This is a genomic window from Nocardia sp. A7, from assembly GCF_046549215.1.
In the GTDB taxonomy this organism is placed as follows: domain Bacteria; phylum Actinomycetota; class Actinomycetes; order Mycobacteriales; family Mycobacteriaceae; genus Nocardia.
Map to the genome: position 1 here is coordinate 490,678 of NZ_JAJPWE010000001.1, position 20,236 is coordinate 510,913.

The following is a 20,236-nucleotide window of genomic DNA, read 5'->3' on the forward strand; positions in this document are numbered from 1 at the left end:
AGGTTGCTGAGGGAGGTTCAGCGGGTCGCGGTGATCGACTTGGGGCCGCGGCCCACGGCCACGACACCGGACTGCACGATCTCGCGGATGCCATAGGGCTCGACCATGCGCAGCAGCGCGTCGAGCTTGGAACGGGTGCCGGTCGCTTCGATGGTCAGCGCGTCGGGCGAGACGTCGATCACCTTGGCGCGGAACAACTGCACGGCCTCGATCACCTGCGTGCGCACCGACGCGTCGGCCCGCACCTTCACCAGGATCAGCTCGCGGGCCACCGAGGCGTCGGCGTCCTGCTCCACGATCTTGATGACGTTGATCAGCTTGTTGAGCTGCTTGGTTACCTGCTCGAGTGGCAGGTCGTCGACGGTCACGACGATCGTCATGCGCGAGATCTCGGGGATCTCGGTGCCACCGACGGCCAGGGATTCGATATTGAAGCCACGGCGCGAGAACAGGCTCGCGACACGTGCCAGCACACCGGGCTTGTCCTCGACGAGAACGCTCAGCGTATGGGTCGTGCTCATGCTTCAGAACCCTTCTGGGGTGCGTCCTGCTCATTGAATGCGGCCTGCTCGCGTTCCATCGCCTCGTGGATGACGGCGGGTTCGGAGACCGACTCGTCCTCGTCGAAGAGCGGACGGATGCCGCGGGCGAACATGATCTCGTCGTTGCTGGTGCCCGAGGCGACCATCGGCCACACCTGGGCGTCCTTGCCGACGATGAAGTCGATCACGACCGGGCGGTCGGTGATCGCCTGGGCCTGCCGGATCGCGTCCTCGACCTCGGACTCCTTCTCCACGCGGATGCCGACGCAACCGAGCGCCTCGGCCAGCTTCACGAAGTCGGGAATGCGCAGGGTGTGCGTGCCGAGATCGGTGTTGGAGTAACGCTTTTCGTAGAACAGGGTCTGCCACTGGCGGACCATGCCCAGGTTGCCGTTGTTGATCAGGGCGACCTTGATCGGCACGCCTTCGATCGCGCAGGTCGCGAGTTCCTGGTTGGTCATCTGGAAGCAGCCGTCGCCGTCGACCGCCCAGACTTCCTTGTCCGGCGCGCCCATCTTGGCGCCCATGGCGGCGGGAACCGAGTAGCCCATGGTGCCCAGACCGCCCGAGTTGAGCCAGGTGCGCGGGTTCTCGTACTTGATGAACTGCGCGGCCCACATCTGGTGCTGGCCGACGCCGGCGCAGTAGATGGCCTCGGGGCCCGCGAGCCGGCCGAGGGTCTCGATGACGTACTCCGGCGAGACGGAACCGTCGCTGGGGGTCTTCCAGCCCAGCGGGTAGTTGTCGCGGATGCCGCTGAGGTAGGTCCACCACGGACCGAGCTCGAGCAGCGGTGCGGCACCGGTCTGCGGGTCGGCCTTGAGGGTCTCGATCAGCTCGACGATCACCTCACGGGCGTCGCCGACGATCGGGACGTCGGCGTGGCGGTTCTTGCCGATCTCGGCCGGGTCGATGTCGGCGTGGATGACCTTCGCATCAGGGGCGAAGGAGTCCAGCTGACCGGTGACGCGGTCGTCGAAACGGGCGCCGAGGGTGATCAGCAGGTCGGACTTCTGCAGCGCGGCGACGGCACCGACGGTGCCGTGCATGCCGGGCATGCCCATGTTCAGGGTGTGGCTGTCGGGGAACGCGCCACGCGCCATCAGGGTGGTGACCACCGGGATGCCGGTGAGTTCGGCCAGCTCGAGCAGTTCGGCCGAGGCGTCGGACTTGATCACACCGCCACCGACGTAGAGCACCGGCTGCTTGGACTCCAGGATCATCCTGGCGGCCTCGCGCACCTGCTTGCCGTGCGGCTTGGTGACCGGACGGTAGCCGGGCAGACGCATCTCCGGCGGCCACGAGAACGTGGTCTGGGCCTGCAGGGCGTCCTTGGTGATGTCGACCAGGACCGCGCCGGGGCGACCCGAGGCGGCGAGGTAGAACGCCTCGGCCAGGGTGCGCGGGATCTCGGCGGCGTCCTTGACCAGGAAGTTGTGCTTGGTGATCGGCATGGTGATGCCGGAGATATCGGCTTCCTGGAACGCGTCGGTGCCGACCAGGCTCGACGGCACCTGACCGGTGATCGCCACGATCGGAACCGAGTCCATCTGGGCATCGGCCAGCGGGGTCACCAGGTTGGTTGCGCCGGGACCGGATGTGGCCATACACACACCGACCTTGCCCGAGGCCTGCGCGTAACCGGTCGCCGCGTGACCGGCGCCCTGCTCGTGCCGGACCAGGACGTGACGCACCTTCTCGGAATCGAACAGCGGGTCGTAGACAGGAAGGACCGCGCCGCCGGGAATGCCGAATACCGTGTCGACGTCGAGCTCTTCGAGCGACCGGACCACCGACTGGGCACCGGTCACGCGCTCGGGCGCGACCTGGCGGCGGGCGGGGATGGTCGCCGGGCTACCGGGGGTAGCTGAAGGCGCTGACCTGCGGGCCGATGGCCCGGGTCGTGCGGTTGGAGCACTCACCGTCTTCGTTCCTCACTGTCTGGTTCTGACTCGGACTGGCCCGAGGGGGCCACTGGCATTCGCCCGAACACAAAAAAGCCCCCGCCCAGCACATGGCTGTTCGAGGGTGGCGCGTCGCAAACGCGAGCTGACGTATTGACTACCTAGTCAGGCTCGACGCTGGACGCGCCGGCCGATTACGAGCTCGTTTCGAATCACACGTACGACGTTAGGCGCGCGTACTGCGTCGAGTCAAACAGGCTTTCCGCTCCGGTCCCATTCTGTGGGACTCGAGTGGTTGCGTGGGTCCGTGTACCAAGATGCGAGGATAGGAGGGTGTCATCACCGCATCAGTCCGTGCCACCGGCTAAATCGTCCCACACCACCGACAAAGGAACCGATACGGGTCGCCCGTCGCGACCCGGCGGCCTGCGCTCGGCCAGTCCGGGACGGCTCGCGGCGATCGGGGCGGTGGTACTGGCGTACCTGATCTTCGTCATCGCCGGGACGGTGCAGGACTGGTCGCTCGGCGTGCGGATCGGGACGATCGTGCCCACCGCGGTGATCGTCTGGTTGCTGGTGCCACGTCGGGCGAACACCCCCACGCCGGGTGTGCACGTGATCGGGGTTCCCCGGTTGGCCTATATCGGCGTGCTGGTGCTGGCGTTCTGCGTGTTCTTTCCGTTCGTCGGGTGGCCGGTCGCGCTGTGGCCGCTGCTGCTCGCCCCGGTGATCGCGGTGTGGTGGGTGGTTCGTACGCACACGACCGTGTCCGGGTCCGGGCTGGATCTGAGCTCGATGACCGGCAAGAAGCACCTCGATTGGGCGCAGATCAAGGGGATCAGCATTCCCAAACGCGGCTACGTGCGGGCTCGGCTCGCCGATGATTCCGAGGTGAAGCTGCCTGCCGTCGGCTACGACCGGCTGCGTGAACTGATCGAAGCTTCCGGCGGACTGTTGCCCGATGTGTTCGCCGCCGCGGAAACAGCCGAGGCCGAACGTCTTGCCGCCGAGCGGGCCGAGCTTGCCGCCGAGCGGGCCGAGGCGGAAGCGGAGCCGGATACGAAGGCGGAGTAGGCTGGCCGCAACCGGGGAACCCGCGCCGACGCCCACCACCGCGGCGACACCCTCTGGAGCGACACTCCCGCCTCGAGCCCCGGTTCCACCACCCATGCACGCCCCACCGGCGCGACGCGACCACCGCCCGCCGGAGTAACGTGACGGGTTGCCGGACGCACCGCGCCCACATACGTGCGGCGCAGGTCAGCCCCCTGCGCGCACGCTCGGCCGCACCCAGCGACATTTACGAGGACTTCCATGCCATCGCTTCGTTCACGTACCACCACTATCGGCCGCAATGCCGCGGGCGCGCGCTCGCTCTGGCGCGCGACCGGCATGACCGATTCCGACTTCGGTAAGCCGATCATCGCGATCGCGAACTCGTACACGCAGTTCGTTCCCGGCCACGTGCACCTCAAGAACATGGGCGACATCGTCGCCGAGGCCGTCCGCGCCGCCGGTGGCGTGCCGCGCGAGTTCCACACCATCGCCGTCGACGACGGTATCGCCATGGGTCACGGCGGCATGCTCTACTCGCTGCCCTCACGCGAGATCATCGCCGACTCCGTCGAGTACATGGCCAACGCCCACACCGCCGACGCGCTGGTGTGTATCTCCAACTGCGACAAGATCACTCCCGGCATGCTCAACGCCGCGATGCGCCTCAACATCCCCGCCGTGTTCGTCTCCGGTGGACCGATGGAGGCAGGCAAGGCCGTGGTCGTCGACGGTGTCGCGCAGGCGCCGACCGACCTGATCACCGCGATCTCCGCGAGCGCCAGCCAGGTCGTGTCGGAAGAAGGGCTCAGCGAGGTCGAACAGGCCGCGTGCCCGACCTGCGGTTCGTGTTCGGGCATGTTCACCGCGAACTCGATGAACTGCCTGACCGAGGCACTGGGACTCGCGTTGCCGGGCAACGGTTCCACCCTCGCCACCCACTCCGCGCGGCGTGCGCTGTTCGAGCGGGCAGGCACGGTCATCGTCGATATCGCCAAGCGCTGGTACCAGGACGACGACGCCTCGGTGCTGCCCCGAAACGTGGCCAACGCCAAGGCTTTCCGTAACGCGATGGCACTCGACGTCGCCATGGGCGGCTCGACCAACACCGTGCTGCACACCCTCGCCGCCGCCCAAGAGGGCGAGATCGACTTCGATCTGCAGAGCATCGACGAGATCAGTCGCCGGGTGCCGTGCCTGTCGAAGGTGTCGCCGAACTCGGATTACCACATGGAAGACGTCCACCGCGCCGGTGGCATCCCCGCCATCCTCGGTGAACTGCGTCGCGGTGGGCTGCTGGAAACCGATGTCACCACCGTGCACACCGCCTCGTTCGAGGAATACCTCGACACCTGGGATGTGCGCTCGGGCAAGGCTTGCGACGAGGCGCTCGAGCTGTTCCACGCCGCGCCGGGTGGCGTGCGCACGGTCGAGCCGTTCTCCACCAGCAACCGCTGGTCCTCCTTGGATACCGACGCCGCCGGTGGCTGCATCCGCGACATCGACAACGCCTACACCGTCGAGGGTGGGCTGTGCGTGCTGCGCGGCAATATCGCCCCCGACGGCGCGATCCTCAAGACCGCGGGCATCGACGAAGACCTGTTCACCTTCGAAGGCCCGGCCGTGGTGGTCGAGTCGCAGGAGGAAGCGGTGTCGATGATCCTTGGCAAGAAGATTCAGCCCGGTGACGTGATGGTCGTCCGCTACGAAGGCCCCGCGGGCGGTCCGGGCATGCAGGAGATGCTGCATCCGACCTCGTTCCTCAAGGGCCTCGGCCTCGGCAAGGTGTGCGCGCTGATCACCGACGGCCGCTTCTCCGGCGGCACCTCGGGCCTGTCGATCGGCCACGTCTCCCCCGAGGCCGCCTCGGGTGGCGTCATCGGTCTGATCGAGAACGGTGACCGCATCCGCATCGATGTGCACACTCGCGCGCTGGAAGTGCTTGTCTCCGACGAGGTTCTGGCGGAACGGCGAGCGAAGATGGAAGCCTCCGAACGTCCGTGGCAGCCACTGAACCGCGAGCGCACGGTCACCACCGCCCTGCGCGCCTACGCGGCGCTGGCGACCTCCGCCGACAAGGGCGCAGTCCGGCACTTGCCGTAGGAATTACCGAAAGACGAACGGCGTCCCTCGAATTCGAGGGACGCCGTTCGTGTCTTCATCAGACGAGGGCGGGTTGGGTTGTCGACGGCGACGATTCGTCGTCGCGGCCCGTTCGGGCGGGGATCAGGGCGGTGGCTACGAGGCCGAGGAGGACGAAACCCGCGGCCAGGTAGGCGCCGAGGTTGACGCCGGTGGTCATCGCGGATCGGCCTGCGATGGCTACTTCCTTCGTGTCCGGTTGGGCGGCGAAGCCTTCAATCGCCGCGCCCGCGCTGCCGGTGATGGCGTGGGCGTACTGCTGGGATCGGGCGGGGGGCATGCCCGATGCGGTGAGGTCGTCGTCGACGTTCGAGCTCAGGGTCGTGAAGAAGATCGTGGTGAGCAGCGCGATGCCGAGGGCGGAGCCCAGTTGACGGAAGGCGCTCTGGATGCCCGAGGCCTGGCCGTTGTCGGCTTCGGGGATGTCGGCCAGCACCACGTTGGTCACCTGGGCGGTGGCGAAACCGACGCCGACGCCGTACAGGCACAGCACTAGCGCGATCGACCACCAGGAACTGTCGATCGCAGCGAAGAAGCCGAGCCCGACCAGGCCGACGACCTCGAGGCCGAGGCCGAGTCGGACCATGTTCAACGGCGACGCCTTGCCCGCCATCCCGAAGCTGGCACCGCTGGCGATGAAGCTACCGATGGCGATCGGCACCAGGGCGAGACCGGCTTGCAGCGCGCTGTAGCCGAGGGTGAACTGCATCCACAGCGGCAGCACCGCGACGATGCCGAACTCGCCGAGCCCGATGATCAGCGTGGCGATATTGCCGTTGCGGAACGAAGCCAGCGAGAACAGGCTCAGGTCCATCAGCGCCTTGTCGGCATTGCCGCCGCGACGCAGCAGCACCTGCCGGGCGACGAACGCGCCCAGTGCCAGCACACTCAGCACCAGCGCGACCAGCACCGGCGAAGGCCCACTCCCCCAGGTGAATCCGGCGATCCCCAGCGGATGGGTGGTGGTGATCCAGCCGTAGGTGCGACCTTCGACGAGTCCGAAGGCCAGCAGCCCGAGGCCGAGCACCGACAGGATCGAACCGAGCACGTCGAGTCGACCGGCGACCTTCGGCGAGGGCGCGATGCACACCAGCACACCCACCACGATCAGCGCGGCAAGGGGCACATTGATGCCGAATGCCCAGCGCCACGACACGTGTTCGGCCAGCCAGCCGCCGAGCAGCGGGCCGAGTGCGGCGGCCGCGCCGATCGTGGAGCCCCAGACCGCGAACGCCTGACCCCGGGCTTTGCCGGTGAAGGTGGCGTTGAGCAGGGCCAGCGAGGTCGGCAGGATCATCGCCGCCCCCGCGCCCTGCAGGAATCGGGCGATGACGAGCAGGCCGCCGTCCGGTGCGAGCCCGGCCAGGATGCTGGTCGCGCCGAACACCACGACACCGGCCACGAACACCCGGCGCGCCCCGACCATGTCGGCGACCCGCCCGACCACCAGGAGCAGGGCCGCGAACACGATCGCGTAGGACTCCTGAATCCATTGCGCCTCGGTTGAACCCGTATCCAGGTCTTCGATGATCGACGGGATGATCACGTTCACGATCGTGGTGTCGACCACGATCAGCGCGACGCCGAGGGCAATGGCGATCAGGCCGAGCCATCGACGAAGGGACGACTCTTGACTCATCGCACACTCCTAGTTCCATCGTGGAATATTTCCATCATAAAAGTAGATTGTGGGCAATAGGATGTCAAACGATGCGAAAGGAACCTATGAGCCAGTCGGACGCTCGCGACCGGTACGAACGGATCCACGAAGGCATGCGGGCCTACGGCGCGAACTATCGGGAGTTCACCCGGCGGTTCGCGAACTGGCTCGGGTTGCACTCCACCGATGCCGAGGCGCTGATCGAGATTCTCACCGCCGAGGAACGCGGGGGCACGCTGTCACCGGCGCGACTCAGCGAACGAATCTCGTTGTCCAACAGCGCAACCACCGCGCTGCTGAATCGGCTCGAGCACGCGGGTCACATCGTGCGCAGCAGGGAGCACGACGACCGTCGCGTCATCACGCTGCGCAGCACACCGCGTATCCACACCCTCGCCAATGACTTCTTCGGTCCGCTCGGCGCGAAGGTGGAGGAATCGGTGATGGGGAAATACTCCCCCGAGGAGCTGCGGCGGTTCGAGGCCTTCCTGGCCGACGTGCACGCCACGATGACCGCGCAGCTGGCCGAACCCGCACCGCCACAGCCGCGGCTCAGCTGAACGGACCGATGCCCTTCAGCGGGTTGCCCCCGTGCAGGAACCAGAAGGTGAGGATGGCGGCGGCGATGGCCAGCACGACCACCACGAAGGAGCCGTAGGCGGGGCGGGTGGCCCAGCCTCGGGTGCGGTCGAAGGACCAGCGGCCGGGGCCGGTGAGGATGATCGCCAGGGCCGAACCGGCCAGTACGCTGTCGAGTTCGACGCCGGTCGGGGTACTCGAGTTGTACTGGAAGCCGGGGATCATGCCCTGCTTCCACATCCACGCGTTCAGGATCGTGGCCAGCACGGCGCCCGCCGCGAGCGGCGTGGCGAGGCCGATCACCAGCAGGATGCCGCCGCCGAGTTCACCGGCGATCACCAGGGCGGTCGACAGCGACGGGTAATCCCAGCCGCCGCTTTCCATCATGGTCTTTGTACCGTCGAGGCCGTTGCCGTGGAACCAGCCGGTCAGCTTCTGCAGGCCGTGGTAGATGAAGGTGTAGCCGACCACCAGGCGCAGCACGAACAGGCCGAGGTCCAGGGTGCCGCGGCGGGCCTCGCGGTTGCGGTGCTGCAAGCGGACGGTGCCCGCCGAAGCCGCGGACGCGGGCGGAATCGTCGCGTACCCGTAATCTTCGCCGGAGTCGGCACGGCCCTTTTCGGCGGTGCTCGCGTTGGGTACCTCGTCACCGGGGTCGAGACCGAGATCCTCGTCGGTGCGCGGGATATCCTTCGGATCCGGCTTGCGCATCTGCGTCGTCGGCGAATCGAACGGGCTGGTCACCGGGCGACCCGCTGCCGACGCGCCCTGCTCGGGCAGCGCCGAACCATCGGCCTTGGAACTGTCATTCGGCTTGTCGGTCACCGACCCACCTTATGACGTGTCGCCGCACCGTGCCCTGCTTCCCGACAACGGGCGTGTCAGCCCCGCTCGACTGCCGGTGCGACGGTGCCGGGCGACGGTGGTGCCGGCGCGGCTGACGGCGGGATTCGAGCGTGACGGGCGTGCCCGGGCCGCACCGGTGCCGGTAACGTCTGGGATATGAGTTCGGGAATCGCGGGACGCGTGGCAGTCGGGGTGGTCCTCGGCACCGTTTTGCTGGCCGGGTGCGCCCGTTTCGACGAGTCGGCGTCGAGTCCGTTCACCACCGAACCGCAGCTGGGTGGGTCCGGCGCGGAGCCGAAGAAGCCGCAGGACGACCCGTCGCAGCCGCCACGGCCGACCGGTCCGTGCATCGACCCCGATCCCAACGTGATCGCGACCTGCATGGAATCGGGTGCCGGGTTGATCTCGGTGGGCGACGGCGCGCTGGTCGCGGAGCGAAAGACCGGGCGGATCCTGCAGGTGACGGCGGTCGACGCGAGCACACCACAGCCGGAGCCGGTGGAGATCGCCAGCGTGCCGGTCGACGGCTCGGCCGACGGCGGCATCTCCGATATCGTGCTCTCCCCCACCTTCGGTGAGGACGGGCTGATGTACGCCTACATCACCACCGGCAGTGACAATCGGGTCGTTCGGCTGTCCGCGGACGGGGCGCCCAAGCCGATCCTCACCGGAATCCCCAAGGGCGCCAACGGAAATCGTGGCGCGTTGGAATGGTCGACGCCCACCCAGCTGATGGTGCTCACCGGCGATGCCGGAAACCCCGGCGCCGCAGCCGATCCCGGTTCGCTCGGCGGCAAACTCCTTCGCCTGGAATCACCCTCGTCGGGCACCAACACCCCGCAGGTGGTGGCGTCGGGCCTCGGTTCGGCCGGTGACATCTGCCGCGACGGCAAAGAAGGCATGTGGGTCACCGACCGCACCGCCGCCGAAGACCGCCTCCAGCACCTGAGCCCCGACGGCACCCTCACCGTCGCCTGGACCTGGCCCGACCGCCCCGGCGTCGGCGGCTGCACAGCCACCGGCGACGGCGTCGGCATCGCACTGAGCGAAGGCAAGGCGCTGGCCGCGGTCGCCGCCGACCCCACCACTTTCGCCGTCACCACCGCGCCCACCCTGATCGCCCAGGACAAGTACGGCAAGCTCCTCGGCGCGACCGCCGCCGCCGACGGCAGCATCTGGGTCACCACCACCAACAAGACCGGCGGCGAGCCAGGCGAATTCGACGACCGCGTCGTCCGCATCCCGCCGCCGCAGGGTGGAGCAGGCGGCCCGGACTAGGAAACGAGGCGGCCGCCCGCACCGCGAACGCGGTACGGGCGGCCGTTTCTCATCCTCAGCTGCAGGCGGCGATGACCAGGTCACGGACGCGGGCGGCGTCGGCCTGGCCGCGGGTGGCCTTCATGACGTCGCCGACGATCTTGCCCGCTGCGGCGACCTTGCCGGAGCGGATCTTCTCGGCGATGTCGGGGTTCGCGGCGAGGGCCTTCTCGACCTCGGTCTGCAGGGCCGAGTCGTCGCTGACCATGCCGAGGCCCTTGGCTTCGACGATGGCGGCGGGCTCGCCTTCACCGGCGAGGACGAAGTCGACGACCTGCTTGGCGACCTTGTTGTTGACGGTCTTGGCTTCCACCAGCGCGATCACCGCGGCGACCTGAGCCGGGGTGATGGGCAGGTCGGCCAGGGTGATGTCGCGTTCCTTGGCCTTCTCGGTCAGGTAGGCGACCCACCAGGAGCGAGCCTCGTTGGCGGGGGCGCCCGCCTCGACGGTGGCGATGATGAGGTCAAGCGCGCCCGCGTTCACGAGATCGCGCATGACCTCGTCGGACAGGCCCCAGTCGGCCTGGATACGGGCACGGACCAGCCACGGGTACTCGGGGATGGTGGCACGCAGTTCCTCGACCCACTCGGCCGCCGGGGCGACGGGCTCGAGGTCGGGCTCGGGGAAGTAGCGGTAGTCCTCGGCGGTCTCCTTGCGGCGACCGGCCGCGGTGGACCCGTCGGCCTCCTGGAAGTGGCGGGTCTCCTGGATGATTTCGCCACCGGCGGTGAGCACGGCGGCCTGGCGGCGCATCTCGTAGCGCACCGCGACCTCGACGCTCTTGAGCGAGTTCACGTTCTTGGTCTCGGTGCGGGTGCCGAATTCCTTGGCGCCGACCGGCATCAGGGAGACGTTGGCGTCGCAGCGCAGCGAACCCTGCTCCATCTTCACGTCGGAGACATCGAGCGAACGCAGCACCTCGCGCAGCGCGGTGACATAGGCGCGGGCCACCTCGGGCGCGCGCTCACCGGCACCGGTGATGGTCTTGGTGACGATCTCGATCAGCGGCACGCCCGCGCGGTTGAAATCGAGCAGCGAGTGGCTGGCGCCGTGGATGCGACCGGTCGCGCCGCCGACGTGCAGGGACTTGCCGGTGTCTTCCTCCATGTGCGCGCGCTCGATCTCGACGCGGAAGATCGACCCGTCGTCGAGGGTCACGTCGAGGTAGCCCTCGGTGGCGATCGGCTCGTCGTACTGGCTGATCTGGTAGTTCTTCGGCTGATCGGGGTAGAAGTAGTTCTTGCGCGCGAACCGTCCCCACGGGGTGATCGAACAGTTCAGCGCCAGACCGATCCGGATGGCCGACTCGATGGCCTTCTCGTTCACCACGGGCAGCGAGCCGGGCAGGCCGAGGCACACCGGGCACACCTGGGTATTGGGTTCGGCGCCGAACTCGGTGGGGCAACCGCAGAACATCTTGGTCGCCGTGGACAACTCGACGTGGACCTCCATGCCGAGCACCGGCTCGTACCGGGAGATGACATCGGCGTAATCCATCAACTCGACCGTGGGTGCGCTCATAACGAGCAGTCTAGGTAAGCCCGCCGACACAGTCGGCCGGTGGTCCTAGCGAGGCGGAACGCGCTGGGTGAGCCAGTCGGTGATGTAGGTGAGCACCGCCGGGTCGATGGTCGTCTCGATGGTGGCGTATTCGCTGGGTTTGCCGGTCGCGGTGGGCTGCATCAGGTGGTTGAGGCCGGGGAAGGTGTGCACGGTCGCGTCGGGAGCAGCGGCGAGGTTCTCGCGCATCGGGCCCTCGTTCTGGGTGGCGATGACCTGCTGGTCCTTGTCGCCGAAGAACGCCAGCACCGGCACGCGTAGCGCCTGCAGCGTCGGTTTCGGGTCGTGGGTGATGAACGAGGTCATGTACGGGGTGTTGAACCCGTCGACCACCTGCTGGGGCGCGCGTTCGGCCACGGGCAGGGAATCGTTGTGCCGCTGGGTGAAGGCCTCGGCGCCCTCGATATCGCCCGCGCGCAGCAGCCTCGACCATTCACTGACATAGGCGACCTGTTGGTCGATCTGGTCCTGCGGTGCGCCCGACGAGGCCATGATCACTTTGTTCTGCTCGATCAGCACGTCGGCGCCGGGCACCGACGGGCCTGCCATCAGGACCGCGAACGCGATATCGGTGCCGGGCAGCGCGGCGACCATCGGCGCGAGGTAGCCGCCTTCACTGTGCCCGAACAGACCCACCCGAGCGGGATCGATCTCGGAGCGGGTGCGCAGGAACGCGACGCCCGCGGCCGCGTCGGCGGCGAGGTCAGGGTAGGTGGCATTGTCGAGAGTGCCGCTGGTGCCGCCGACACCACGGTCGTCGGTACGCAGCACGGCATAGCCCGCGCGAGTGAAGGTGTCGGCGAGCAGCTGAAACGGGCGGTGGCCCATCAGCTCTTCGTTGCGGTCCTGCGGTGCACTCCCCGTGATCAGCACCATCGCCGGAAACGGGCCGCCGCCCTGGGGTTCGGTGAGGGTGCCCGCGATGGTGATGTCGCCGTTGCGAAAGGTGACGTCCTCGCTGCGGTACGGATACGGCGGTTTCGGGTCCTGCGGGCGGGGAAGGTTCTCGATCTTGCCGCGCTGCAGCGTGACCGGAGCCTTCTCCCCGGACTGCACCCAGTCACCGGTGATCCGGTCACCGTCGAGCTTGCCGCGGAAACCGGGGTCACCCGGCGCGTCAGGGATGGTGAACTCCACCCGATCCGCTTCGGTGCGAACATCTTTCAACGGCGCCGCATTCACCCCCTGAACCGGGATGTCGATTGTGGCCGACCCGTCCTCGGCGAAACTCACCCCGATCGCGATCGGCTGCCCCGGCACCTCGATGTCACCATGCCAGCTGCCGTGCACAGTGGGGGGCGCCACGTCGTCCGAGGACTGCGAACACCCCGCCACCAGCGCGGCGACGACGAACAGAACCGAAACGATCACTCGACCGGTGCGCATGAACCCACCGTACCGACGCGCACCGACAATGTCGGAGAACCTGCGCTCAGCCGAAGAAGGCCGACGCCTCACTGAGCCGTTCCGGCGGAACACGTTTGAGCTGCTTTGTCGCCTCCGCCAGCGGAACCAGCTCGATCTTGGTGCCGTGCAGCGCCACCATCTGACCGAAATGCCCAGCGTGCACCGCCTCGGCCGCGTGGACGCCGAATCGCGTCGCCAGAATCCGGTCGTAGGGCGTCGGACTGCCACCGCGCTGGATATGGCCGAGCACCGTGGTGCGGACCTCCTTGCCGATGCGGCGTTCGATCTCCGAGCCCAGCTGCTGGGCGACCCCGGTGAACCGCTCGTGACCGAATTCGTCGATTCCGCCCTCGCGCAACGCGAATCCGGAGTCCGGCGCGGGATGTGCGCCCTCGGCGACCACACAGATGAAGCTCTTGTCACCGCGCTGGAAGCGGCTCTTGATCATCGCGCACACCTGCGCCACGTCGAACGGCTCCTCGGGTACCAGGGTCAGATGCGCGCCTGCGGCGATGCCGGAATTCAGCGCGATCCACCCCGCGTGGCGGCCCATCACCTCGACCAGCATCACCCGCTGGTGGGATTCGGCGGTGGTGTGCAGGCGGTCGATGGCCTCGGTCGCGATCGACAGCGCCGTGTCGTGGCCGAATGTGACATCGGTGCAATCGATGTCGTTGTCGATGGTCTTGGGCACACCGACCACCGGCACGCCCTCGTCGGCGAGCCAGCTCGCGGCGGTGAGAGTGCCTTCGCCGCCGATGGGGATCAGCGCTTCGATGCCGTTGTCGTCGAGGGTCTGTCGGATCCTTGGCAGGCCGGCGCGCAGCACGTCAGGGTTGGTACGCGCGGTGCCGAGCATCGTGCCGCCCTTGGTGAGCAGGCGGTCGGTGCGATCGTCGTTGTGGATGCGGATCTTTCGATCCTCGAGTAGGCCACGCCAGCCGTCCTCGAACCCGACGATGGCATCACCGTATCGTCCGTTCGCGGTGCGGACCACAGCCCGGATCACCGCGTTCAGACCTGGACAATCCCCGCCTCCGGTCAAGACTCCGATGCGCATGGTGTTCATCTTGCCGCACCGACGCGGATCAGGAGCAGTGACCTCCGGCCAGTTCGGTCAGGTGCCCCGAGATCAGCGTCGCCATCTTGTCGAGCATGGTCATGCCGTCGCTGAAACTGCCCGAATCCGGTTGCGCGGCGAAGGCGATCGCGATCCGGCCCGTGGGCGAATCGATCAGACCGAACTGGCGGACCAGGTACTTCCCGCCCTGGTCCGGACCCCAACCGCCCTTGAACTCGGCGCTGCCGAACGTGCCGAGACCCCAGTGGTGGCTCTCGATGATCTGCTGCATCAGCCCGACCACGCGCTCGCTCTGCGGTATGCACGGCAGCTGCGAGGCGAAGCGCACCTGGTCGGCCAGGGTCCATTCGGCCTGGCCGTAGATCGACGCGTCGGCGCGGATGCGGGTCTTCGGCACGGTGGTGCGGACGTCGCCGCCTTCGCGCAGCACATTCTGCACCGCCTGGGCCGCGTCGGCGCCGCCGCCGAGCGAGGCCCACAGGGTGTCGGCGGCGCCGTTGTCCGAGGCGGTGATGGCGGCGGCGGCGTAGGACGCGTACGAGGCGCTGTTGCGCAGCGCCGCGATAGCGAGCGGCACCTTGATCGTCGACCAGGCCGGACCGGTGGACCAGTTGCCGAAGGTGACCATCTCCTGGCCACCCACCGGCATGATCGCCAGCCCCGCGCTGCCGCCCAATCCCTGCTGGAGTTCGGTGAAATCGGCAGCGAGACTGCCCGGCAGCGCGACGGAGAAGGTCCCGTTCTGGGCACCGGGATCGGGGGCGGAAACCGTCGTTGTCATGCGCGGTTCGGCGGCCGTCGGCTCGGTACCGCAGCCTGCGGTGGCGAGCACGGTCACGCCGGCCACTACCGACAACACCACCCGGACGCGGAGGCTTTGTGCTTTGTTCAATATGTGAAGCATTTTTGTTTGTAAACTCCCCCGGGGCGTTCGGTGCTGGCGACCCGTCCCGTTACCGTACTGGGACATATGCCGATCGCCCACTTCGAGCGCATACCCTCAGGTCAGTCGGTGTTCGCCCGTGTAGATGTTCATCGACTCGCCGCGCAGGAAGCCCACCAGGGTGAGGTCGCTCTCCGCGGCCAGGTCGACGGCGAGCGAGCTCGGCGCCGAGACCGCGGCCAGGATCGGGATCCCCGCCATCACTGCCTTCTGCGCTAATTCGAACGACGCGCGACTACTCACGACCAGCACCAGATCGTGCGCGGGCACCCGGTTCTCGCGTACCGCCCAGCCGATCACTTTGTCGACGGCGTTGTGCCTGCCGATGTCCTCGCGCAGGGCGAGCAGGGTGCCGTCGGCGGTGAACAGCCCCGCTGCGTGCAGACCGCCGGTGGCGTCGAATACCTTCTGCTCGGCGCGCAGCCCTTTCGGCAGGTCGGCGAGGGTGTCGGTGCTGATCGTCACCGCCTCGTGCGGGATCGGATAGCGGGTGCGGGTGCGTATTTCGTCGAGGGCGGACTTGCCGCAGAGGCCGCAGGCGCCGGTGGTGAGAAAATTGCGGGTGTGGATCGGCACCGGGTTGCGCAGGCGCAGGTCGAGGACGTTGTAGGTGTTGCGCCCTTCGCTGTCGGTGCCCGCGCAGTAGCGGGCGGTGACGATGTCGTCGGCCGAGCCGATGATGTCCTCGCCGAACAGGAAACCGTGGACGAGATCGATGTCGTTGCCCGGGGTGCGCATGGTGATGGTGAGCGATCGACCGTCGACCCGGATTTCGAGCGGTTCTTCGACGGCGAGGGTGTCAGGTCGCTGAATCCGCCCGGCCGGGGAAAGGCGGACCGTGTTGCGCCGTGCGGTGACTCTGCTCATTCCCTGACTCTGCTCACTGTGGAGGCTCTGATCAACACCGGTTCCCGATCAGCTGATCGGCGCGACGAATCGTCACTCGATGCCGACGAGGCGGGTGACGCATCGAAGTCGATGGTTCGCGCGGTGTCGATGAGAGCGGTGGCGAGCACCGACGTTGGTTCGGCCGCCGCGGTGACGAGGACGATCTGGGCGGTGACCATCGGTTCGGCGAGTTCGAACACCCGGATGTCGGCAGTCGGTCCCAAGGTCGCGACCCAGGGTTGCCCCACGATGCAGGCCCAACGCCCGGTACGGGCGTGCTCGAGCAAGGTTGCCACCGAGTCGCTTTCCAGCTGTGGGGTCGCGGTGAGGCCGAGGGTCGTCAGCGCGTCGTCGATGAGCTGACGACCGCGCATTCCCTTCGGCAGCAGGCACATCGGGAGTTCGAGCGCGTCGGCCCAGGAAATCGATGTGCGTCCCGCGACCAGCGCGGATCCCACGATGAGCACGTGGCGCTCGGTGTAGAGCGGGGTGAGGGTGAGTCCGGTGGTGTCGACACCCTGTACGTAGATCAGGCCCGCGTCGAGTTCGAATCGGCGAATCCGCTCGACGATGTCGGGAGACCGCAGACTCGTCTCGATGCGCACCCGCATCAGCGGATGTTCGGTGCAGAACGGGTCGGTGAGCAGCGCGACCGTGCTCGACGCCGCGGGCACCACCCCGATCCGCAGCTCGCCGGTGAGACCGGTCCGCAGTGCACGGACCTCGTGTTCGAGTGCCTCGCGGTCGGCGATGATCCGCCTGGCCCACAGCACCAGCCGCTCGCCCTCGGGGGTGAGTCCCTCGAACGTGCGGGCGCGGCGCACCAGCGGCACGCCGAGTTCGTGTTCGAGTTTGCGGATCGCCTCCGACAGCGCGGGCTGCGAGACGTAACAGGCTTTCGCCGCCCGGGCGAAATGGCGTTCCCGGGCGAGTGCGACGAAGTATTCGAGCTGACGGAACAGCATCCAGGTGTCGGGTCAGTCGTCCTGGTCGTCGGCCGCTTTATTGCGTGCCTTCACGATCTCGAGCGCCTTCTCGGCGGTGGCCTGGTCCGGGTAGGGGCCCATCCGGTCGCCGTACCAGCAGCTCTTGCCCTGTTCGGCCTTGTGGTGCTTGACGCAGTAGTACCACTCGTTGTCATCAGCCATCCCGCCAGTATGCAACGTCTCGCATACCGGCGTCTCGTAGGTGGGGCACCGAGGCCGAGTCGAGTTGATCGGTAGACCGCGGCCCCGGTCGGGGCCGCGGTCGTTTCGGGTCAGTAGACGTAGACCACGGCGTTCTCGCCACCGGTGCAGGTGACGAGCTTGCCTTCCGGGGCGCAGTTCATCGTGTAGGTGTTGCCCGTGACCGGGCTCGTCGCCACCACCGGGCGCGAGCCGGTCCCGCCCGCGGCGTAGGCCTGCCTGACCGCTTCGGCGAAACCACAGCTGGTGACGGTGGTGCCGACGGCGACCTTGCTGTAAGCGCCTGTGGTGGAACCGGATTCGCAGGGTTGTGCGCCCGCGGGCAGGGTGACCGGGCCGGTCGAGGTGGTGGGGGCCGTGGTGGTCGCGCGCGGGGCGGTGGTCGCGGGCAGGCCGGAGCCGCCCGGTGCTTGCGAAGTCGGTGCGGCCGTGGAGTTTTCGGCGGGTTGCGCGGCCGACATCATGCGCCAGCCGATGGCGCCGCCCACCGCCAACACCACCACGGCGAGGACGCCGACGAGAACCGGCAGCAGGACCGACCGCTTGCGGCCCGAATCCTGGTGCGCCCACGCCGGATCGGGACCATACGCCGGATCGGGACCGTAGGCGGGGTCGGGTCCATAGGCGGGATCGGGACCGTAACCGGGATCGTAGGACTGGTCGCGGTAGGCGTGATCACCGTAGGCGCTCGGCGGTTCGTCGTAGTTGGAGTACGCGGCCTCCTGACCCGCGTACTGCCGGGTCGTGGCCGCCCGCGCCGGATCGTCGAACGTCGACGGAGCCTGATGGGCACCGAAAGGCGCAGCACCACCACGGTATTGGTGCGTCGGCTGCGAACGCTGCGGGTCCGGTTCGTCGACGCCGTAATGCTGGGTCGGCGCAGACCGTTGCAGCTCGGCCGGGTCGTACTGCTCGGTGGCCGGACTGAACTGCCCGTCGGGCGCGTCACCGTAATGCTGTGTGGCGGCAAAACGTTGGGGATCGATCCGGTCCTGCGGATCGTCGCCGAACTGCTGCGTCGGTGGCGCGAAGCCCGCGGGCGGATTCGACGCGGGGGCGATGTATTGCTCAGTCGGCGGGCCGAACACCGCCGGATCGGCCCGATCATCGCCGAACCGACCGGGCCGGCTATCGAAACCGGCATCCGGTGCGCCACCGAAGGGCACTGCGGGACTGGCGAACCGGTCCTCCGGGTCGTTGCGGTCACCACCGAATCGCTGTGTCGGAGCCGCGAAGCGGTCGGCCGGGTTCGAGCCGGTTTCCGGTGCGGGAGCGGGGAACCGGGGGTCCGGGTTGGATGCCGGGGGGTGGTATTGCTCCGTCGGCGGGGTATACGCGGGCGGGATCGGGTATTCGCCGGAATAGCGCTGGGTGGGGGCTGCCCGCTGTGGGTCCTGGCCGTAGGGCTGAGGCGGAAGGTGGTGCGGGCCGGTGGGGGCCGGGTAGGGGGTGGCCGAGGTGGGGCGCTGCGGCTGCAGGAGGGGAGCGGACGTTTCGCCCGGCTGCGCACCGTCATAGAGGTGCGCGTCCGGGAAGGGGCGCATCCGTGGCAGGCCCTGATCGGGGGTGTAGGCCGGTGGGGGCTCGGGGGCTGCCGGCTCATCGGCCGTCGGCAGCGGCGTGAAGTAGGCGTCGGCGGGCCGGATCTCGGCGGGGCCGGTCGGCTGGATCACCGCGGGGATCGAGATCTCGCCGGTGCCCTCGGCCGGAACGCGGCGGAAACCGGTGGTGTCCGCGGCCCCTTGGCGCGCCTCGGGTGGGCGGATGATCAAGGTCGGCTGGGCGCCGGTCGCACTCGACTGGCTGCGCGAGGTCTCCACGCCGCCGGTCGCGGTCACCGCGCCGATCACGCGGAACTCCCCCGTCGGCGTCGGCACCTGCTCGATCTTTCCCGGATCGTCGGAGCCCGAGGAATCCTTTCGGGCACCACTGGCGGAACCGATGGGCAACGCGCGCGCCGCACCGCTCGCGGAGCCCGCAGGTACTCCGCGCTCGGCACCGGTCGGTGATCCGGCAGCACCACGCCCGACACCAGCGGCGAAACCGGCCGCGGCGGCGAACCCTCGCCCCGCTCCGGGTACGGAGCCCGGACCACCGGACGGAGAACCGGCGGGCGGTGCGCCTGCCGACCCGCGGAGTGTGGCACCGGACGGAGAACCGGTACTCACATCATGGCCTCCGGGGACTCGGCGAGCCCCGGAATACGACGCGAAGGCGCCGGCGGGTGCGGGCCCTGGCGCGCTTTCCCGCACGGCCGAGGCCAGCGCTCGTCGAGCGGCGACAGCCAACGCACCGGCGGTCGCGTATCGATCGGCCGGGTCCTTGGCCATGCCGGTCCCGATGACATCGTCGAGCGCGGCGGGTATCCCGTGCAGCAACTCACTCGGCCGCGGCGGGGCCTCGGACAGGTGCGCGCGAACCAGCACGCTCATGCTCGCCGCGGGGAAAGGCGAAGCGCCGGTAAGGCATTCGTGCAGCACACAGGCCAACGAGTAGACGTCGGCGCGGTGCGAGATCGGGCCGACATCGAAGCGTTCCGGCGCCATGTAGATATAGGAGCCGACCGCCATCCCGGCCTGGGTGACCGCGCTGTCACCCTCGGTGTGCGCGATGCCGAAGTCGGCGAGGTAGGCGAAATCGGCGGGCGTGACCAGGATGTTGGCGGGCTTCACATCGCGATGCACCAGCCCACCCGCGTGCGCGGCGTCCAACGCGGCGGCGATCTGCTCGACCACCGCGACCGCGCGTTCCGGGCTCATCGGCCCGCCACCACGCAGCACGGCCCGCAGATCGGAGCCGGGCACCAGGCGCATGTCGATGAAGAGGACCCCGTCGATCACGCCCCAGTCGTGAATCGGGATGACGTGCGGTTCGGCCAGCTTCGCCGCGGCTTGGGATTCACGGCGGAACCGGACCTGATAAGCCGGGTCCTGCGCGAGCTCCTGCGCCAGCAACTTCAGAGCGACCACTCGATCTTTGCCGGTGTCGTAGGCCTCGTAGACCTCGCCCATCCCGCCCTTGCCCAGCATCGACCGCAACTCGTAGGGGCCGAATCTGCTCCCCGTCCGTGACCCAGGTGCCTGCACCAGCGTCCGCCTCCCACTTCTGGCAGGCCCGTGGACCTGC

Annotated in this window: 16 protein-coding genes; 4 read left to right on the forward strand and 12 right to left on the reverse strand. The window is 68.3% G+C overall.

What is annotated here, in order from left to right; all coding sequences use genetic code 11:
- Nucleotides 1–17 precede the first annotated feature (17 nt).
- On the reverse strand, nt 18–521 hold the full coding sequence (ilvN, locus tag ACLJPD_RS02215; RefSeq protein WP_019048314.1) for an acetolactate synthase small subunit: 504 nt from the start codon (nt 519–521) through the stop codon (nt 18–20).
- Nucleotides 518–2,464, reverse strand: coding sequence for an acetolactate synthase large subunit (locus ACLJPD_RS02220; RefSeq protein ID WP_410870000.1), 1,947 nt, complete (start codon nt 2,462–2,464; stop codon nt 518–520). Before ACLJPD_RS02220 ends, ilvN begins: the two co-directional genes overlap by 4 nt.
- A 315-nt stretch (nt 2,465–2,779) precedes the next feature.
- Here ACLJPD_RS02220 and ACLJPD_RS02225 point away from each other — a divergent pair, with 315 nt between their 5' ends.
- A complete protein-coding gene (locus ACLJPD_RS02225) occupies nt 2,780–3,520 on the forward strand; it encodes a PH domain-containing protein (protein WP_410870001.1) in 741 nt (246 codons plus the stop codon).
- Nucleotides 3,521–3,760: 240 nt separating this feature from the next.
- Entirely contained in the window at nt 3,761–5,602 is a 1,842-nt protein-coding gene (ilvD, locus tag ACLJPD_RS02230; protein WP_410870002.1) for a dihydroxy-acid dehydratase, read from the forward strand.
- 58 nt (nt 5,603–5,660) lie between these two features.
- Here ilvD and ACLJPD_RS02235 read toward each other — a convergent pair whose 3' ends face one another.
- On the reverse strand, nt 5,661–7,280 hold the full coding sequence (locus ACLJPD_RS02235; protein WP_410870003.1) for a DHA2 family efflux MFS transporter permease subunit: 1,620 nt from the start codon (nt 7,278–7,280) through the stop codon (nt 5,661–5,663).
- Nucleotides 7,281–7,366: 86 nt separating this feature from the next.
- Here ACLJPD_RS02235 and ACLJPD_RS02240 point away from each other — a divergent pair, with 86 nt between their 5' ends.
- A complete protein-coding gene (locus ACLJPD_RS02240; protein ID WP_410870005.1) occupies nt 7,367–7,861 on the forward strand; it encodes a MarR family winged helix-turn-helix transcriptional regulator in 495 nt (164 codons plus the stop codon).
- Here ACLJPD_RS02240 and ACLJPD_RS02245 read toward each other — a convergent pair.
- Nucleotides 7,854–8,705, reverse strand: a complete 852-nt coding sequence (locus ACLJPD_RS02245) for a DoxX family protein (RefSeq protein ID WP_410870007.1) — start codon at nt 8,703–8,705, stop codon at nt 7,854–7,856. The genes ACLJPD_RS02240 and ACLJPD_RS02245 overlap by 8 nt on opposite strands.
- Before the next feature lie 177 nt (nt 8,706–8,882).
- Between ACLJPD_RS02245 and ACLJPD_RS02250 the strand changes: the two genes are divergently transcribed.
- Nucleotides 8,883–10,004, forward strand: coding sequence for a PQQ-dependent sugar dehydrogenase (locus tag ACLJPD_RS02250; RefSeq protein ID WP_410870008.1), 1,122 nt, complete (start codon nt 8,883–8,885; stop codon nt 10,002–10,004).
- Nucleotides 10,005–10,059: 55 nt separating this feature from the next.
- Here ACLJPD_RS02250 and gatB read toward each other — a convergent pair whose 3' ends face one another.
- The 8 genes from gatB to ACLJPD_RS02290 form a co-directional block, all read right to left on the reverse strand.
- Nucleotides 10,060–11,565 (reverse strand): Asp-tRNA(Asn)/Glu-tRNA(Gln) amidotransferase subunit GatB, encoded by a 1,506-nt coding sequence (gene gatB / locus ACLJPD_RS02255; RefSeq protein WP_410870009.1) that lies wholly within the window; start codon nt 11,563–11,565, stop codon nt 10,060–10,062.
- 45 nt (nt 11,566–11,610) lie between these two features.
- Nucleotides 11,611–12,990 carry an alpha/beta hydrolase family protein gene (locus ACLJPD_RS02260; RefSeq protein WP_410870010.1) on the reverse strand — a complete coding sequence of 460 codons (1,380 nt, stop codon included), beginning with the start codon at nt 12,988–12,990 and terminating at the stop codon, nt 11,611–11,613.
- 46 nt (nt 12,991–13,036) lie between these two features.
- Nucleotides 13,037–14,071: an ATP-dependent 6-phosphofructokinase gene (locus tag ACLJPD_RS02265; RefSeq protein WP_410870011.1), complete on the reverse strand. Its 1,035-nt coding sequence runs from the start codon at nt 14,069–14,071 to the stop codon at nt 13,037–13,039.
- A gap of 28 nt (nt 14,072–14,099) precedes the next feature.
- Complete coding sequence (locus ACLJPD_RS02270) at nt 14,100–14,984, reverse strand: hypothetical protein (RefSeq protein ID WP_410870012.1); 885 nt, start codon at nt 14,982–14,984, stop codon at nt 14,100–14,102.
- Between the two features lie 108 nt (nt 14,985–15,092).
- The gene (gene fdhD / locus ACLJPD_RS02275; protein WP_410870013.1) at nt 15,093–15,902 is read right to left on the reverse strand and encodes a formate dehydrogenase accessory sulfurtransferase FdhD; all 810 of its coding nucleotides are present in this window, start codon (nt 15,900–15,902) and stop codon (nt 15,093–15,095) included.
- Complete coding sequence (locus tag ACLJPD_RS02280; RefSeq protein ID WP_410870014.1) at nt 15,899–16,888, reverse strand: LysR family transcriptional regulator; 990 nt, start codon at nt 16,886–16,888, stop codon at nt 15,899–15,901. The genes fdhD and ACLJPD_RS02280 overlap by 4 nt, the downstream gene beginning before the upstream one ends.
- Nucleotides 16,889–16,900: 12 nt before the next feature.
- Nucleotides 16,901–17,071: a hypothetical protein gene (locus ACLJPD_RS02285; RefSeq protein ID WP_410870015.1), complete on the reverse strand. Its 171-nt coding sequence runs from the start codon at nt 17,069–17,071 to the stop codon at nt 16,901–16,903.
- Nucleotides 17,072–17,181: 110 nt separating this feature from the next.
- Nucleotides 17,182–20,196 carry a protein kinase domain-containing protein gene (locus ACLJPD_RS02290; protein WP_410870016.1) on the reverse strand — a complete coding sequence of 1,005 codons (3,015 nt, stop codon included), beginning with the start codon at nt 20,194–20,196 and terminating at the stop codon, nt 17,182–17,184.
- Nucleotides 20,197–20,236: the final 40 nt, after the last annotated feature.